Source organism: Micromonospora sp. NPDC092111 (assembly GCF_044755745.1).
Taxonomy (GTDB): domain Bacteria; phylum Actinomycetota; class Actinomycetes; order Mycobacteriales; family Micromonosporaceae; genus Micromonospora.
This window is the reverse complement of record NZ_JBIVRQ010000004.1, coordinates 265473-281974: the sequence shown is the minus strand read 5'-3', so window position 1 is coordinate 281974 and position 16502 is coordinate 265473. Positions and strand designations below refer to the sequence as shown.

The following is a 16502-nucleotide window of genomic DNA, read 5'->3' as shown; positions in this document are numbered from 1 at the left end:
GGTGGTGGGGGGGGGCGCCCGGGCGCCCGCCGGGCCGGGGGGGGGGCCCCCCCGGGGGGGTCCCTTGTCGCCCCGGGGGGGGGGGGGGGCCCCCCCGCCCGCCCCCCCCCCCCCACCGCTCTCAGTCCGTGGCGGGCACCGGTTCCGGCCGGCGGGCGGCGGCGCGCCGCCGTAGCCGCTGCTTGAACCAGGCCATGTCGGGCAGTCGGGCGAGCATCGGGCCGGTCACCACGGTGATCAGCACGTACGCGGTGGCGAGCGCGGCCAGTCGGGGTTCGACGGTGCCGGCGGCGACCGCCAGACCGGCGATGACGATGGAGAACTCGCCGCGCGGCATCAACGCGAAGCCGGCCCGCCAGCGTCCGGGTTCGGCGATGCCGGCCCGGCGGGCCGCCAGGTAGCCGGTGAGCAGCTTCGTCCCCATGGTGACCACGGCCAGGGCCAGCGCCGGCAGCAGCACCGGTGGCATGTCCCGGGGGTCGGTGACCAGGCCGAAGAAGACGAAGAAGACCGCGGCGAAGAGGTCCCGTAGCGGGGAGAGCAGTTCGGTGGCGTGGTGCGCCACCGGCCCGGAGAGGGCGATGCCGACGAGGAACGCCCCGACGGCGGCGGAGACCTGGAGCTTGGCGGCGACGCCGGCGACCAGCAGGGTCAGGCCGAGTACCCCGAGCAGCAGCGCCTCCGGGTCCTTCGCCGACAGGGCGGCGGAGATCAGGTGGCCGTACCGGATGGCGACCACCAGCACGACGACCACGGTGAGCACCGCGACGCCCAGCGCGATCCCGCCCTTGACCAGGCCGACACCGGCCAGCAGCGCGGTGACCAGCGGCAGGTAGAGCGCCATCGCCAGGTCCTCGATGACCAGCACGGAGAGGATCACCGGGGTCTCCCGGTTACCCACCCGGCCGAGGTCGCCGAGCACCTTGGCGATTACACCGGAGGAGGAGATCCAGGTGATGCCGCCGAGCACCACGGCGGCCACCCAGCTCCAGCCGAGCAGCAGCGCGAAGGCGAAGCCGGGCAGGGCGTTGAGCACCGCGTCGATCACACCGGCCGGTGCCGCCGAGCGGAGGTTGCCGACCAGTTCGTTGGCGCTGTACTCCAGGCCGAGCATGACCAGCAGCAGGATGACGCCGATCTCGGCGCCGACCGCGAAGAACTCCTCGCTGGCGGCCAGTGGCAGCAGGCCGCCGTGGCCGAAGGCGAGACCGGCGATCAGGTAGAGCGGGATGGGGGAGACGCCGAACCGGCGGCTGAGCCGGCCGAGCAGCCCGAGTAGCAGCAGGAGCGCGCCGACCTCGACGAGTAGGGTGGTCGTCTCGTGCATCCGCCTCAGCCGTCCGGGTCACTGTCGGCGAGGATGGCTGTCACCCCGTCGAGACCCTGCCGGGTGCCGACCACGACCACCACGTCACCGGCCGCGAAGCGGAAGGTGGGATCGGGCGAGACGTTGACCTCGCCCTGGCGCAGCACCGCGACGATCGAGGCACTGGTGCGGGTACGCGCCTTGGTGTCACCGAGCCGCTTGTTGACGTACTTCGACCCTGCCGGGATGGCGATCTGCTCGGTGAGCAGCCCGGCCGCCTGCTCGCGTAGGCCGGAGAGCTGGCCGAGCATCAGCGACGCACCGAGGATGTCGGCGAGGGCTTCCGCCTCGTCGTCGGTGAGCGGTATGTCGTGCTGGCAGGAGTCGGGATCGTCCGGGTCGTAGAGGACCAGGTCGCGGCGGCCATTGCGGTGGGAGACCACGCCGAGCCGGCGGCCGGATTCCGTCATCAGATCGTGACGTACGCCGATTCCCGGTAAGGCAGTCTGTTCGACACGTACTCGCACGAACGAGAGGCTATACCCCCTCCGCCGCAGTCGCCCGGAAGGGACGTCCGGCCGGCTCGGGGCGCATTGCCGCTGGCACCAGCCGTGGTCGCCCGCTCGGCGATCGGTGACACCCGGCCCCGCTCCGCCGCCGCTGAGGCGTGGTGACTCTCGGCCCTCCGGGGCCGTCTCCTACCGGGTTCCACCTCCGGAGGACGCGGCTGAGTGTGACCCGTGTTACACAACCAGAGTTGAGCGGAATGCGCTCAACTCTGGTTGTGTCTGTCCTAGTGGACACGCCGATCCCGGGGGAGCCCATGAACACCGAACGCCTGACCACCAAGAGTCGCGAGACCATCACCGGTGCCGTCGCGCTGGCGAACCAGCGCGGTCACGCCACCGTGGAACCCTGGCACCTGCTGCTGTCACTGCTGGACACCGCCGGCTCCACCGCCGCCGGCCTGCTGCGCGCCGTCGGGGCGGACCCCGCCGAGCTGCGCCGGGCCGCCCAGCGGTCGGTCGACGCGCTGCCCGCCGCCCGGGGTTCCAGCCTCGCCGAGCCCACCCTGGCCCGCGAGTTCGTCAACGCCATCGGTGCCGCCGAGCAGATCGCCCGGCCGTTGGGTGACGAGTACACCTCCACCGAGCACCTGCTCGCCGGCCTGGCCCGGGTGGGCGGCGTGGTCTCCGCCGCGCTGAAGTCGGCCGGCGCCACCGAGGAGAACCTGGTCGCCGCCTTCCCGACCGTGCGGGGCGGGGACCGGCGGGTCACCACCGCCGACCCCGAGCAGACCTACCAGGCGCTGGCCAAGTACGGCGTCGACCTCACCGCCAGCGCTCGGGACGGCAAGATCGACCCGGTGATCGGCCGGGACTCCGAGATCCGCCGGGTCATCCAGGTGCTGTCCCGGCGTACCAAGAACAACCCGGTGCTGATCGGCGAGCCGGGCGTCGGCAAGACCGCCATCGTCGAGGGCCTGGCCCAGCGGATCGTGGCGGGCGACGTGCCCGAGTCGCTGCGGGACAAGAAGCTCGTCTCGCTCGACCTCGGCGCGATGGTCGCCGGCGCGCAGTACCGGGGCCAGTTCGAGGAGCGGCTCAAGTCCGTCCTGGAGGAGATCAAGAACTCCGACGGCCAGGTCATCACCTTCCTCGACGAGCTGCACACCGTGGTCGGCGCCGGCAAGGGCGAGGGCTCGATGGACGCCGGCAACATGCTCAAGCCGATGCTGGCCCGTGGTGAGCTGCGGATGGTCGGCGCGACCACGCTGGACGAGTACCGCGAGCACATCGAGAAGGACCCGGCGCTGGAGCGCCGCTTCCAGCCGGTGCTGGTCGGCGAGCCCACCATCGAGGACACCATCGGCATCCTGCGCGGCCTCAAGGAGCGCTACGAGGTGCACCACGGCGTACGGATCACCGACGCCGCCCTGGTCGCCGCCGCCGCGCTGTCCGACCGCTACATCACCGACCGGTTCCTGCCGGACAAGGCGATCGACCTGGTCGACGAGTCCGCGTCCCGGCTCCGGATGGAGATCGACTCCCGGCCGGTCGAGGTGGACGAGATCGAGCGGGCCGTACGCCGGCTGGAGATCGAGGAGATGGCCCTGGCCAAGGAGCCGGACGCCGCCTCCGCCGAGCGGCTGGACCGGCTGCGCAAGGAGCTGGCCGACAAGCGCGAGCAGCTCACCGCCCTGTCGGAGCGCTGGCAGACCGAGAAGAGCCACATCACCAAGCTGTCCACCGCCAAGGAGGAGTTGGAGCGGCTGGGCGGCGAGGCCGAGCGGGCCGAACGCGACGGCGAGCTGGAGCGCGCCGCCGAGCTGCGTTACGGCCGTATCCCGGCGCTCAAGGCCGACCTGGCCAGGGCCGAGGAGGAGCTGGCCCGGCTCCAGGCCGACGGCGCGATGCTCAAGGAGGAGGTCGGCGCGGACGACATCGCCGCCGTGGTCGCCGCCTGGACCGGCATCCCCGCCGGCCGGCTCCTCGAAGGCGAGACCGCCAAGCTGCTCCGGATGGAGGAGTCGCTGGGCTCCCGGGTGGTCGGCCAGGCCGAGGCCGTCGGGGCCGTCTCCGACGCGGTGCGTCGCGCCCGGGCCGGTGTCGCCGATCCGGACCGCCCGACCGGCAGCTTCCTCTTCCTCGGCCCGACGGGTGTCGGCAAGACCGAGCTGGCCAAGGCCCTGGCGGAGTTCCTCTTCGACGACGAGCGGGCCATGGTCCGCATCGACATGAGCGAGTACGGCGAGAAGCACTCCGTGGCCCGCCTGGTCGGTGCCCCGCCCGGGTACGTCGGCTACGAGGAGGGCGGCCAGCTCACCGAGGCGGTGCGCCGCCGGCCGTACTCGGTGATCCTGCTGGACGAGGTGGAGAAGGCCCACCCGGACGTCTTCGACGTGCTGCTCCAGGTGCTCGACGACGGCCGGCTCACCGACGGCCAGGGTCGTACGGTGGACTTCCGCAACGCCATCCTGATCCTCACCTCCAACCTCGGGTCGTCGGTGATCGGCGACCTGACGCTGGCCGAGGAGCAGCGCCGGGAGGGCGTCCTCGCGGTGGTCCGGTCGCACTTCAAGCCGGAGTTCCTCAACCGGCTCGATGACATCGTGGTCTTCGCCGCGCTGCGCGGGGACGACCTGCGCTCCATCGTCGACATCCAGCTCGGCCGGCTGCGCAAGCGGCTCGCCGACCGTCGGTTGGCACTGGACGTCGCCGACGCCGCGCGTGGGTGGCTCGCCGAGCACGGGTACGACCCGATCTACGGGGCCCGCCCGCTGCGCCGCCTGGTCCAGTCGGCCATCGGCGACCAACTCGCCAAGGCCCTGCTGGCCGGCGTGATCCGGGACGGCGACACCGTCCGGGTCGACCTGGCCGACGGCAAGAACGCGCTGACCGTCACCGCCGCCTGATCCGTCGCACCATCGGCCGGCCCCGCCAGCACCGGCGGGGACCGGCCCGGTCCGGCTCCGCCCTGGTCCCGCCCGGTCCGCAGTGGTGACCTGGTGATCGACAGGGTGGGAGGTGGCGGGACGGGGAAAGGATGGGGGCATGTTCGGGATGGGGAAGAGGAGCGGGGACCGGGAACTGGACGCCGCCATAGCGGAACTCGCCGGGGCGGACACGGTGGCCTTCGGCGGGGTGGGGTTCGCCGGGACGCTGCTGCCGGTCACCGAGGCGTACCGGCGGGTCGAGGAGGCGTTCGCGGCCCGTCCCGAGCAGGCTCGCCGGCAGGTCGACTGGCTGCTGCGGCACGGCTCGCCGGCCGGTCGGGCGTACGCGGCGACGCTGCTGGAGGCGGTCGACCCGGCGGCGGCCCGGGACGCCTGGACGGCGCTGCGCGACGACGACGCCGAGTTCACCACCTTCACCGGCTGCGTGATGGGCACCGCCTCCCTGCGCTGGTACGCCGCCGAGCGGCTGGACCCTCAGTAGCTGATCGTTCACTCAGAAGTGGACGTGTTTCCCCAGGTGCGTGGGGTTGTTACCGTCTCCGCCGACGCACGTGGGGAGGCGGTCGGGGTGAACGGTTCGGTGGCGTACCTGGTGGCGACGCTGGGGTGTCTGGTCGGGGTGGCCGGGATCGTGGTGGCGGTGGTCGCCCTCCGGCGGGGCAAGAAGACCGGCCGGCCGGCGGCACCCGGCGACCCGTTCCGCGACACCGACGCCGACGCGCTGCGCGGTGACCCCCGGACCCTCAAGCCCGGCGACATCGTCGAGATCCGCCAGGTGTCGTACGCGGTGCGCGGCTCGGTGCACCTGGTCGAGGGCGGCTGGAGCTGGGCCGAGCACCTGCTGGACACCGTCGACGGCGACAAGCGCTGGCTCTCCGTCGAGGAGGACCCGGACCTGGAGCTGGTGTTCTGGACGGCCGAACCGGCCGCGACGATCACCCCGGGCGCCCCCACCCTCGACTACGCCGGCCGTCGCTACTCCTGGGAGGAGTCCGGCCAGGCCCGCTACTCGGCCACCGGCAGCACCGGCCTCGACCCGAGCGGCACGGTCCGCTACCACGACTACCGGGGCCAGGGTGGCGACCGGCTCGCCTTCGAGGCGTACGGGGAGGCCGGCTGGGAGGTGGCCCGGGGCGAGCAGCTCCACCGCGCCGACCTGATGGTGTACCCGCAGGCCGGGCCGAAGGCGGACTGAACGTGCTGGTCAGCCTCGACACCCCGTACGTGGACACCTGCGCCGCCGACCTGAGCCTGGCGCTGGGCGGCCCGGAACGCCCCGCGCTGCACGTCCGCGACCTGACGCTGCCCGGTGACGTCCGGCTCCGGCTGCGCCTGCTCGGCGCGTCCCACCAGGTCGTGCTGGCCACCCCCGGCGGTGGACCCACCGGCACCGGGCTCACCGAGACGGTCGCCTGCCTGCCCGGCCGGTCGCCGCACCTGCCCGGCACCCTGCACGACGAGGCGGGCGGCTACCGGTTCACCGCCACCGTCCTGCGTCCGGCCGCCGGTGAGCTGCACACCCGGATCGTCGCGCTCCGCGCCGACCTGGCCGACGACCCGTACGCCCTGGTCGGGGTCTTTCCCGGCGACCCGGACGCGGTCACCGCGCTCGCCGTCCGGCCCGACCCGCCGGACGGGTCGGTCGGCTGGCGCACCTGGCACGCGTACCCCCAGACCAACGAACTGGTCCTGACCGAGACGGTGGTGGCACTGCGATGACGTACCGACGCTGGTTCGTGGTGGGGGTGGCCTTCGCGGTCATCGGCGCGCTGGTCGCCGCCTTCGCGGTCTTCTACGGCAACTTCTCGCCGCGCGGCTACGTCGAGGACCGGTACACCCGGGTGACCAGCCGGGACATCGGGCGGGACGCCGTCGCGTACACCTCGGACCGGACCCCGAGCCAGGTGGCGAAGGACGTCACCGACGCCTGGAAACCAGCCGACCAGTACGTCGACGGCAGCGGCGTCTACCTGCGTTACGACGACGACTCACTGGTGATCCTGCCGATCGCCGCCGGCTCGGTGATCCTGCTGGAACGGATGCGGACCGCGTACCCGCGTTACCACTCGACGGTGGGCAACCACTGGGGCTGGGGGCGGGGCAGCACCGTGCGCGGTGGCGGCCCCGGCGCCGGCAAGTAGTCAGCACCCCACCCCGACCGACGAACCCCTGGAGCCCTCTGTGCAGACCCTGGTCACCGATCTGCTGGTCACCCTCGCCTACGGCGTGGTCGGCGTCGCCCTGATGGCCGTCGGCTACGTGCTGGTGGACCTGGCCACCCCGGGCCGGCTCCACGAGCTGATCTGGACCGAACGCAACCGCAACGCGGCGCTGCTGCTCGCCTCCAACCTGGCCGGTGTCGGCACCATCGTGGTCGCCGCGATCGCCGCCGGCGAGGACGACTTCGTCCTCGGTCTGGTCGGCGCCGCCGCGTACGGGATCGTCGGCCTGGTCATCATGGCGCTGGCGTTCCTGCTGCTCGACGCCCTGACCCCGGGCAAGCTGGGCGAGCTGCTGGTCGACCCGGAGCCGCACCCGGCCGTCTGGGTGTCGGCCGTGGTCCACCTCGCCACCGGCGCGATCATCGCCGCCGCCATCAGCTGATGGCCGTCGTTGGGCGACCGGCCAAGAAGACGCCGTCGAAGGGCGTCGCCTGGGCCGGCTGGCTGACCCTCGGGCTGGTCGTGGTGGGCTTCCTGGTGGCCGGGGCCCTCGGCGACTCCGACGGCACCGCCGTGTCCCCGCCGGCCACCACGGAGCGGGCCGACACCGTGCCCATCCTCCAGCGGTCCAGTGCCAGCCAGGGCATCTGCTACGGATGGCGGCTCGACGACGATCACGACACCGTCAGCGTCGGCTCCAACCTGGGCGACGGGGTGCCGGTCGAGGACAACCCGGGCTGCCCACGCTGGGTGCAGGTGACCGCCGACGTCACCTACACCTCCGAGAGCAGCGAGAGCGACGACTACGCCTCGGTCCGGGTGACGGCGTCCGAGGACGTCAGCCTGTCGGACGCCTTCGCCATCGAGAGCGGCCTGGAACGACTCGGGATCACCGAGCGGGTCTTCGTCGACGATCCCGGCTGGGGGGTCACCCGGGCCGCCGTCATGCTGCCGCTGCTCGCCGTCGAGGTGGGGCTGGCCGGGCCGGCCGCCACTCCGACGCCCGAGCCGGCCGGGCCGGGCCCGCTGCCCGACGCCGGCAGCGACCTGTGGCGGGACCGCTGGGTCTACTTCGCCGCCGCCGCCGGGTTGCTGCTGGTCACCGCGTTGCTGATCACGGTCGGGGTGGTACAGCGCCGCCGGCAGCGCCGGGGAACCGGATCCGCGCGGCGCGCCGGGGCGGGCGCGGCGTCGTCACGTACCGGGGAGACGGCGTGACCACCGACGCGCCGGCCCGGCCGCACTGGCGGCTCGCCCGGGCGGCGGTGCTGGTCGCGGTCTTCGTCTGCGCGGCCTGTGGCCTGGTGTACGAGCTGGCCCTGGTCGCGCTCGGCAGCTACCTGATCGGCGACACGGTCGGCCAGGCGTCGATCGTGCTCGGCGTGATGGTCTTCGCGATGGGCGTCGGCGCGCTGGTCGCCAAGCCGTTGCAGCCCCGGGCCGCCGCCGCGTTCGCGCTGATCGAGCTGACCCTCGCCCTGCTCGGCGGCCTGTCGGTGCTCGGCCTCTACGCCGCCTTCGCCTGGCTCGACCTGTACGGCCCGGCGCTGGTCGGCACCGCCTTCGTGCTCGGCCTGCTGATCGGCGCGGAGATCCCGCTGCTGATGGTGCTGCTGCAACGCATCCGCGAGCAGGCCGCCGGCAGCGCGGTCGCCGACCTGTTCGCCGCCGACTACGTGGGCGCGCTGCTCGGCGGGCTGGCCTTCCCGTTCCTGCTGATCCCGGTCTTCGGCCAGCTCAAGGGTGCCCTGGTGGTCGGCGCGGTGAACGCGGTGGCCGGTCTCGCGCTGGTCTGCACGGTGTTCCGGGCGGAGCTGAGCCGCCGGGCCCGGCTGGTCCTCGGCGCCGGCTCCGTGGTGGTCGCCCTCTGCCTGGGGTACGCCTGGATCACCGCCGCCGACTTCGAGGTCACCGCACGGCAGCAGCTCTACCGGGACCCGGTGGTGCACGCCGAACGCAGCCGCTACCAGGAGATCGTGCTGACCCGCTCGGTCCGCGAGGTCGGCCACCCGGACACCGACCTGCGGCTGTTCCTCAACGGTGACCTCCAGTTCAGCTCGGTCGACGAGTACCGCTACCACGAGGCGCTGGTGCACCCGGCGATGCGCGGCCCGCGCGGCGAGGTGCTGGTGCTCGGCGCCGGGGACGGCCTCGCGGTACGGGAGATCCTGCGCTACCCGGACGTCCGGCGGGTGACCGTGGTCGACCTCGACCCGGCGGTGGTGACGCTGGCCCGCACCGAGCCGCAGCTACGGAAGCTCAACGGCGGTTCGCTCGACGACCCCCGGGTACGGGTGCGCCACGCCGACGCCTTCGGCTGGCTGCGTACCGCCACCGAACGCTTCGACGTGGTGGTCGCCGACCTGCCCGACCCGGACGAGACGGCCACCGCGAAGCTCTACACCGTCGAGTTCTACGCGCTGATCCGGTCGGTGCTCGCCGAGGGGGGCCGGCTGGTGGTGCAGTCCGGGTCGCCGTACTTCGCGCCCCGGTCGTACTGGTCGATCGAGGCGTCGATCCGCGCGGCCGGCTTCGCCACCGTGCCGTACCACGTCGACGTGCCGTCGTTCGGCGACTGGGGCTTCGTGCTCGCCGTCCCGGGGGCCACCCCGCCGGTGCTGGAGCTGCCCGCCGACGCGCCCCGGCTGCGATTCCTCGACCCGGCGGTGCTGCGGGCCGCGTCGGCCTTCCCCGCCGACCGGGGCCGGCTGGACCTGCCCGCCTCCACGTTGTTGCAGCCCAGGGTGCTGGACTATGCCCGTACCGAATGGCGCGGCTATTAGCGTCGGACGGGTGTCACCATCGCCCCCGCCGAGCACCGTCGGCTGCTCCGCGACGACGGGTGATCCGCTGTCCCGGGGCGGATCGCCTGCCCGCGTGGCGCGCCGTACTGGTCGGAAGTCGATACGGTGAGCACGATCTAGGAAGGGAGAACCGTGGTCGATTCCCAGCACACCCCGGCCCGCACCCGCCCAGGCGTGGTGACGATTTCCAGCTACCTGCTGATCCTCTTCGCTGTCCTACAGGTGATCAGCCTGATCATCTCGCTCTCCACCATCGGCACCGTCCGGCGCGTGCTCGACGAGGCGTACCGCGGCACCGCGGGCAACGGCGCGCAGAACGTCGCCGACGTCGCCGTCGCCTTCACCATCGGGGCGGGCGTCCTCGCCCTGCTGCTGGCGATCGGGCTGGTCGTCCTCGCCCTGCTCAACAACCGGGGCAAGAACGGCGCCCGGATCACCACCTGGGTGCTCGGCGGCATCCTGTTCTGCTGCACCGGTGGTGGCCTGGTCAGCAACGCCGCCGGTGGTTTCGGCACCAGCGGCACCAGCACCTCCGGCGACATGCCCAGCTCCGACGAGGTGCAGCAGCGGCTGGCCGACGCGCTGCCGTCCTGGTACACCCCGCTGAGCACGGCGATCGGCTTGCTCGGCCTGCTGGCGCTGCTCGTGGCGCTGATCCTGCTGGCGCTGCCGCAGGCCAACGGGTTCTTCCGCAAGCCCAAGGCGGCCTGGGAGCCCCCGATCCCCGGTGCCGCCTACCCGGGATACCCGGCCACCCCGGGCTACCCGGCCACGCCCGGCTACCCGCAGCCCGGTGCTCCCGGCCAGCCCGGTGCTCCCGGCCAGCCCGGTGCTCCGGGTCAGCCCGGTGCTCCGGGTCAGCCCGGTGCTCCGGGTCAGCCCGGTGCTCCGGGTCAGCCCGGTGCTCCGGGTCAGCCCGGGTATCCGGGTGAGCCCGGGTATCCGCCCAGCCAGGGTGGCCCGGACCAGCCGCAGCCGTCGGACGGGTCGTCGTGGCAGCAGCCGACCACGCCACCGACCGGCCCGTCGGGCCCGGACCGGCCCGCCGAGGGCTCCGGGCCGGACGACCCGCAGCGCCCCGCCGGTAGCTGACGGGCGCGTACGAGCGACACCGACGATTCCCTCCGAGTAGGTTGCAGACCACACCTACCGGAGGGAATCGTCGTGTCGTACCCGGATCAGGTGCCGACCCGTCGGCCGGCAGCCGTCACCGCGGCGGCGGCGGCGCTCGCGCTGATGGCCCTCACCGCCGGGGTGTATGCCACCGTGGCCCTGCTCGCCCTGGGTGGCACGGTCGACCGGTTCCGGTCCGCCGCCGCCGGCACGGCCGCGAACCCGGGCGACGTCGACGGCCTGGTCCGGGTGCTGCGCATCAGCACGGTCGGTGCCGCGCTGCTGACCGTCGTGGTGGGGCTGCTGCTGGTCGGCCTCGCCGGTGGGCTGCTCGCCCGCCGCCGGGGTGCCCGGATCGCCGCCTGGGTGGTCAGCGGGCTGGGGCTGCTCGCCGGCTGCGGCGGGCTGGCCGCGCTGGTCGGCCAGCGGTCCACCGCACTGCGGCTGGGTGCCGCCGACCGGGGTGTCGCCGAGTTGTTCGGGACGCTCGGCGACGCGTACCCGTCCTGGTGGATCCCGGTGAACGCGGGGCTTTCGGTGGGTCAGGCCCTCGGTTACCTTGTGGTGGCCGTGCTGCTGGCCCTGCCGACGGCGAACGCCTGGTTCGGCCGCCGCCGTCCGGTGCCGCCCGCGTCCGCGCCGGCCTTCGCCTACGGCGCCGCCCCGCAGGTGCCGCCGCCCCGCTGAGGAGCGCCCGTGACCGCCGACCGACCGGCTCCCGACCGACGCGCGTTGATCACCGGCGCGACCGCCGGCATCGGTGCGGCGTTCGCCCACCGGCTCGCCGCCGACGGTTGGGACCTGGTGTTGGTGGCCCGGGACGTCACCCGGCTCGACGCGACCGCCGCCGAGCTGACCGGCCGGTACGGCCACCGGGTGGAGAGCGTCCCGGCCGATCTGTCCACCGACGACGGTTGCGCGCTGGTGGAGCGGCGACTCACCACGGGTGACCCGGTGCATCTTCTGGTCAACAACGCCGGGACCAGTCTCAACCGGCCGTTCCTGCGGTCCAGCGTCGCCGACGAGGCCCGGCTGCTGCGGCTCAACGTGCACGCGGTGCTGCGGCTGACCCTCGCGGCGCTCGGCCCGATGACCGAACGACGCGACGGGGCAGTGATAAATGTCTCTTCCGTTGCCGGGTTCGGCCCGGTCATGCCGGGTTCGACGTACCCGGCCAGCAAGGCGTGGGTGACCAGCTTCACCGAGTCGGTCGGGCAGTCGGTGCGTCCGTTGGGCGTACGGGTGATGGCGCTCTGCCCCGGCTACACCCGCACCGGGTACCACGAGCGCAACGGCATCGACCTGTCCGGCATGCCCCGCTGGGCGTGGCTGCGGGCCGACGACGTGGTCGCCGAAGCCCTGCGTGACCTGCGGAAAGGCAAAGTGGTCAGCGTTCCCGACTGGAAGTACAAGCTGGCCGTGGCCGGGCTGCGGCACGCGCCGCGCCGGCTGCTCCGGGGCGCGACCCGGGATCGTCGCGGCCGGGTCGATCCGGCCGGCGAGTGAGCCGCCGTCCGCTCCGGTGGACACCCGGGCGGCCCGTCGCCGGGCCGGCGTCCACCCGGCACGGTCGCGCAGCGTAGCCGTCCATCGCCAGTCATCGGTCGCCCGCGAGGCTGATCCGGGTAGGCCCCGGACACGGCGCACAGACACGCGCAGTACCCTCTATCGGCATGGGGGACCACGACGACCTGCGTAAATTCATCACTGATCTGGCTGTGGTGCATGGCCGGGTGGTGCTCTCCTCCGGCCGGGAAGCCGACTGGTACGTCGATCTGCGTCGCGTGACTCTCCATCACCGGGCCGCTCCGCTGGTCGGTCGGGTGATGCGCGAGCTGACCGCCGACTGGGACTACGACGCGGTCGGCGGACTGACCCTGGGTGCCGATCCGATCGGCATCTCGATGCTGCACGCCGCCGCGGAGACCGACCGACCCCTGGATGCCTTCGTGGTCCGCAAGGCCGGCAAGGCGCACGGTCTCCAGCGACGGATCGAGGGGCCTGACGTCGCCGGTCGGCGGGTGCTGGCGGTGGAGGACACCTCGACGACGGGCGGCAGTGTGTTGACAGCCGTCGAGGCTCTTCGTGAGGCCGGGGCTGAGGTCGTGGGCGTTGCGGTTATTGTTGATCGTGGCGCCGGCGACGCGGTGCGAGCCGCCGGATTGCCGTATCGGGCGGCCTATACGTTGGCTGACCTCGGCCTTCTGGCGTAAAAATTTGCCGATTCGGATCTGCTGATATGCAGGCGGATCGATGCTGCTGGTGGAAGGATGGAATACGTGGGAACTGCGTTGGCTGAAATGACCATGCCTCAGATCTCGCCGCTTGCCGGCGAGCCGATCGAACGTGCCGACGCCGAGCGGCTGGCGGGGGTCCTCAAGGCCCTCGCCGACCCCGCCCGGCTGCGGCTGCTCAGCCTGATCCAGTCGGCGCCCGAGGGCGAAGCGTGCGTGTGTGACCTCACCGCGCCGCTCGGCCTCTCGCAGCCGACGGTCAGCCACCACCTCCGCATCCTCACCGAGGCCGGCTTGCTGGAGCGGGAGAAGCGTGGTGTGTGGGCCTACTACCGACTGGTGCCGTCGGCGATCGCCACGATCGCCGACCTCCTCACTCCGCCGCGCAAGCGGGCCACCAAGAAGGCCCGCTGACTGCACCCGTCGTCCCGGCCAGGGACGACGTCCGGTGGCGTACCAGGGGTGGCGTCATCGGGTGGTGACGGCTGTCCGTCACCGGTCAGTTAGCTGATCAGTCACCGTGCCCGCGGTGGCGCACGTCGAGGAACGGCCGGTCCCCAACCCGGGGTCCGGCCGTTCGTCGTCCGTCGGTCAGTGGCCCTGGCCGTGCTCCGGATACCGTCCGCCACCCTGCGGCGGCTGCTGCCCGTACGTCTGCGGCGGGAACTGCTGGTCGTACGGCTGGCCGCCGTGCGACTCCTGGCGACCGTAGGGCTGCCCGGGGTGCTGCGGACCGCCGTACGGCTGCTGCGGCTGGTCGTGGTGGCGGTCGACCGCGTCCCGGACCGCGTCCACCGCGCCGGCCGCGCTGGCGGCGGCCACCACGGCGACTGCCTCGCCGCGCCGGCGGGCCTTCCGGTCGCGGAGGAACTCGAAGAAGATCGGCAGCACCGAGATCAGGATGATCAGCGCGACCACCGGCAGGATGTACCGGTCGATCTTGTCGCCGATGGCGTTGTAGATCTGGTCGGCCAGCAGGTAGCCGATCAGCAGGATGCCGTCCACCCAGAGGATCGCGCCGACGACGTTCCAGAGGAAGAACTGCTTCGCCGGCATGCCGAGCACGCCCGCCACCGGGTTGAGGAAGGTCCGCACGATCGGGATGAAGCGGGCCAGCACCACGGCCTTCGCCGGGCCGAACTTCTGGAAGTAGAACTCCGCCTTCTCCACGTACTCCTTCTTGAAGAGTCGGGAGTTGGGGCGGTCGAACATCCGCCGGCCGTACCGGGCGCCGAGCCAGTGCCCGAGCTGGGCGCCGGCGATCGCGCAGATCGGCCCGCCGATCAGCAACCCGACCAGCGAGAGCCGGGTGCCGCTGCCGAAGATGGCGTCGGCCACCGGCGAGGCGGCGACACCGGCCAGGAACAGCAGCGAGTCGCCCGGGAAGAAGAAGCCCACCAGCAACCCGGTCTCGGCGAAGAGAATCACCCACACGCCGATCAGACCGAAGGTCTGGAGCAGATCCTTGGGGTCGAGCGGGTTCAGCGCGACCGTCTCGGCGACCACCCGTGTCTTCTCACCTGTGTCCACGGCCACACAGGCTACCGAACCCCGGTCGGTCGCCGTCCCGGACGCGGCTCATTGGCCGCGAGCATGCACTGGTGGCCCCTCTTTTGACCCTTTTGTAGGGCTAGGGGGCCACCGGTGCAGGGGATCGCTGGAGGGGTCAGAGCCGGGGGTCGACCGGCTCCGACCCACAGACGAGGATGGCGAAGAGAGTTCGTGCCGCCGCCACAGCGGGGCGTCGGCGGGTGTGCGACACGGCGTCGCCCGGATTCCCCGACGGCGGCGCCCCGCCGACCACGGGGGTCGGCGGGGCGCCGGTGGTGGGGAGTGAGGTCAGGCCGTGAAGCGGGTCCGGCGGCGGCGGGTCACCACGAAGCCGGCGACGCCCGCCGCGACCAGCAGACCGCCGACGCCGGCGATCAGGGCGACGGACTGGCCGGTGATCGGCAGGGTGCCATCGTCACCGCCGCCACCCCCACCCGACCCGGCGGCACCGGGCTTGACGACGAGCGCGGCCTGGTCGTTGGCGGTGTTCGGGTCACCGTCCAGGTCGGTGACGACCTTGCCGGAGGTCTCCCCGTCCAGCTTGTCGATCCGCAGGGTGAAGGGGTACGAACCACTCACCCCCGCCTCCGGGTCGCCGGCGGCGAGGCAGCCGTAGTGGTCCGCCCCCGGCTCACCGCCGTTCTCCCACGGGTTCCACGAGTCCTCGTCGTTCTTGTCGTACGGGGCGCACTCCTCGGAGACCTCGACCGCCTCGGTGCCCTTCGGGATCTCCACCGTCACGAACGGTCCGGTGAGCCGCCACACCTCCACGGTGGCCGGACCGAGGTTGGTCCAGCCGACCCGCACCTCGACCTTGTCGCCCACCTTGCCGGTGACGCTGGCGCCGTCGGCGGTCACGTCGGCCGTGTTGTCGCCGCCGACGGTCAGGTTGACGATGGTGAAGTTGTTCCACTGGTCCACGTCGGTCTGCGGGACGGACCCCTGCCGGGCCGCTCGCACCTCGACCAGCTCCAGCTTGCCGCCGGTGCCCGGCTTGCCCGACGGGAGCGGGAAGGTGGGGTTGTCGGTGACCAACGCCCAGTCGTCCCTGGTCCACCAGTCGACGTAGTTCTCGATCTTGCTGCCGGACCGGGCGCGCTTGTCCAGGGTGACCGGGATCCTCGTGGAGAGCCGGTAGCTCCGGCCCGGCTCCAGGTCGGTGTCGAAGGTGCAGATCGTGGCGACGCCGTCGAGGTACTCGCAGTTGCTGAAGTTGCCGACGTCCGGGCTCAGGTAGTCGGCCTGGAGGCGGAGCACCGCCCCGTGCGCGGTGTTGTCGCCGGCGTTGCGGACCACGTCGGCGGGCAGGCCGGCGGTGGCGCCCGGGAGGATGTCCAGCTCGGCCTCCGGCTCGGACCGCAGGTCCACGCCCTCGGCCATGGTGACCGTCACGTCGGCGCTGGCGGTCCGGCCGCCGTTGGTGGCCTTCACCGCCAGCTTCGCCTTCGTGCCGGGCTTCGCGTCCGGCTTGCCGGTGAGCTGGTAGTCCAGGCTCGGCACGCCGTATTCGTCGGCCGTGTACTCGCAGTGCAGCCCCTTGCCGACCGGCACGCAGGCCCAGTCCGAGGGGGCGAACTCGACGTAGGCGATGGCGTCGACCTGCGAGAAGTCGATGTCCAGGGTCGTCTTCGGCGGATCGTCCTCACCCGGACCATTCACGATGATGGAGTTGTACACCGCGTGGTCCGGCGCGACCAGGACATCCCAGGTGAAGATCTCCAGCGGGATGGACGCCTGGGCGGGAGCCGGGGCGACGGCTACGAGCGCGCCCGCGACGCCGAATCCGGCGAGCCAACGCCGGGTGGAGTGGTGGAACATGACCGGGTCCTCCCGTGGGGGTGTCCAGGTGGAGCCAGCGGAGCTTAGGGACCCGAC

16 protein-coding genes and 1 pseudogene are annotated in these 16502 nt (G+C 72.6%); 13 read left to right on the top strand and 4 right to left on the bottom strand.

From position 1 onward, the window contains the following. Positions 1-121: 121 nt before the first annotated feature. On the bottom strand, positions 122-1327 hold the full coding sequence (locus ACIQG9_RS11930) for a cation:proton antiporter (protein WP_400400689.1): 1206 nt from the start codon (positions 1325-1327) through the stop codon (positions 122-124). Positions 1328-1332: 5 nt separating this feature from the next. Continuing rightward, positions 1333-1833: a cation:proton antiporter regulatory subunit gene (locus ACIQG9_RS11925; protein ID WP_088641912.1), complete on the bottom strand. Its 501-nt coding sequence runs from the start codon at positions 1831-1833 to the stop codon at positions 1333-1335. A 296-nt stretch (positions 1834-2129) separates the two neighbouring features. Between ACIQG9_RS11925 and clpB the strand changes: the two genes are divergently transcribed. The 13 genes from clpB (at position 2130) to ACIQG9_RS11860 (ending at position 13490) form a co-directional block, all read left to right on the top strand. Further along, on the top strand, positions 2130-4721 hold the full coding sequence (gene clpB / locus ACIQG9_RS11920) for an ATP-dependent chaperone ClpB (protein ID WP_400400687.1): 2592 nt from the start codon (positions 2130-2132) through the stop codon (positions 4719-4721). A 139-nt stretch (positions 4722-4860) separates the two neighbouring features. Then, on the top strand, positions 4861-5244 hold the full coding sequence (locus ACIQG9_RS11915; protein ID WP_400400685.1) for a hypothetical protein: 384 nt from the start codon (positions 4861-4863) through the stop codon (positions 5242-5244). 87 nt (positions 5245-5331) lie between these two features. After that, positions 5332-5958, top strand: coding sequence for a DUF4178 domain-containing protein (locus ACIQG9_RS11910; RefSeq protein ID WP_400400683.1), 627 nt, complete (start codon positions 5332-5334; stop codon positions 5956-5958). A gap of 2 nt (positions 5959-5960) precedes the next feature. Next, a complete protein-coding gene (locus ACIQG9_RS11905) occupies positions 5961-6482 on the top strand; it encodes a DUF2617 family protein (protein WP_400400681.1) in 522 nt (173 codons plus the stop codon). Beyond that, positions 6479-6904, top strand: a complete 426-nt coding sequence (locus ACIQG9_RS11900) for a DUF4247 domain-containing protein (protein WP_400400679.1) — start codon at positions 6479-6481, stop codon at positions 6902-6904. The genes ACIQG9_RS11905 and ACIQG9_RS11900 overlap by 4 nt, the downstream gene beginning before the upstream one ends. A gap of 40 nt (positions 6905-6944) precedes the next feature. Then, positions 6945-7367 carry a DUF350 domain-containing protein gene (locus ACIQG9_RS11895; RefSeq protein ID WP_400400677.1) on the top strand — a complete coding sequence of 141 codons (423 nt, stop codon included), beginning with the start codon at positions 6945-6947 and terminating at the stop codon, positions 7365-7367. Next, positions 7367-8143, top strand: a complete 777-nt coding sequence (locus ACIQG9_RS11890; RefSeq protein WP_400400674.1) for a hypothetical protein — start codon at positions 7367-7369, stop codon at positions 8141-8143. The genes ACIQG9_RS11895 and ACIQG9_RS11890 overlap by 1 nt, the downstream gene beginning before the upstream one ends. Continuing rightward, positions 8140-9708, top strand: a complete 1569-nt coding sequence (locus tag ACIQG9_RS11885) for a polyamine aminopropyltransferase (RefSeq protein WP_400400670.1) — start codon at positions 8140-8142, stop codon at positions 9706-9708. Before ACIQG9_RS11890 ends, ACIQG9_RS11885 begins: the two co-directional genes overlap by 4 nt. Positions 9709-9861: 153 nt before the next feature. Beyond that, on the top strand, positions 9862-10821 hold the full coding sequence (locus ACIQG9_RS11880) for a hypothetical protein (protein ID WP_400400667.1): 960 nt from the start codon (positions 9862-9864) through the stop codon (positions 10819-10821). Between the two features lie 72 nt (positions 10822-10893). Then, positions 10894-11529, top strand: a complete 636-nt coding sequence (locus tag ACIQG9_RS11875) for a hypothetical protein (protein ID WP_400400664.1) — start codon at positions 10894-10896, stop codon at positions 11527-11529. Positions 11530-11538: 9 nt separating this feature from the next. Continuing rightward, on the top strand, positions 11539-12348 hold the full coding sequence (locus tag ACIQG9_RS11870) for an SDR family NAD(P)-dependent oxidoreductase (protein WP_400400662.1): 810 nt from the start codon (positions 11539-11541) through the stop codon (positions 12346-12348). 167 nt (positions 12349-12515) lie between these two features. Continuing rightward, positions 12516-13055: an orotate phosphoribosyltransferase gene (pyrE, locus tag ACIQG9_RS11865; protein ID WP_400400659.1), complete on the top strand. Its 540-nt coding sequence runs from the start codon at positions 12516-12518 to the stop codon at positions 13053-13055. Between the two features lie 57 nt (positions 13056-13112). Continuing rightward, positions 13113-13490 carry a helix-turn-helix transcriptional regulator gene (locus ACIQG9_RS11860; RefSeq protein ID WP_007454255.1) on the top strand — a complete coding sequence of 126 codons (378 nt, stop codon included), beginning with the start codon at positions 13113-13115 and terminating at the stop codon, positions 13488-13490. A gap of 309 nt (positions 13491-13799) precedes the next feature. Here the strand turns inward: ACIQG9_RS11860 and ACIQG9_RS11855 are convergent. Beyond that, positions 13800-14606, bottom strand: a pseudogene (locus tag ACIQG9_RS11855) (DedA family protein); the annotation flags it as partial. Positions 14607-14915: 309 nt separating this feature from the next. Continuing rightward, positions 14916-16445 carry an LPXTG cell wall anchor domain-containing protein gene (locus ACIQG9_RS11850; protein ID WP_400400656.1) on the bottom strand — a complete coding sequence of 510 codons (1530 nt, stop codon included), beginning with the start codon at positions 16443-16445 and terminating at the stop codon, positions 14916-14918. Between the last annotated feature and the right edge of the window lie 57 nt (positions 16446-16502).

Coding starts and splice junctions, on each gene's coding strand:
- ACIQG9_RS11930 (WP_400400689.1), bottom strand. CDS start 1,327: ATGCACGAGACGACCACCCTACTCGTCGAGGTCGGCGCGCTCCTGCTG.
- clpB (WP_400400687.1), top strand. CDS start 2,130: ATGAACACCGAACGCCTGACCACCAAGAGTCGCGAGACCATCACCGGT.
- ACIQG9_RS11915 (WP_400400685.1), top strand. CDS start 4,861: ATGTTCGGGATGGGGAAGAGGAGCGGGGACCGGGAACTGGACGCCGCC.
- ACIQG9_RS11900 (WP_400400679.1), top strand. CDS start 6,479: ATGACGTACCGACGCTGGTTCGTGGTGGGGGTGGCCTTCGCGGTCATC.
- ACIQG9_RS11890 (WP_400400674.1), top strand. CDS start 7,367: ATGGCCGTCGTTGGGCGACCGGCCAAGAAGACGCCGTCGAAGGGCGTC.
- pyrE (WP_400400659.1), top strand. CDS start 12,516: ATGGGGGACCACGACGACCTGCGTAAATTCATCACTGATCTGGCTGTG.
- ACIQG9_RS11860 (WP_007454255.1), top strand. CDS start 13,113: ATGGAATACGTGGGAACTGCGTTGGCTGAAATGACCATGCCTCAGATC.
- ACIQG9_RS11850 (WP_400400656.1), bottom strand. CDS start 16,445: ATGTTCCACCACTCCACCCGGCGTTGGCTCGCCGGATTCGGCGTCGCG.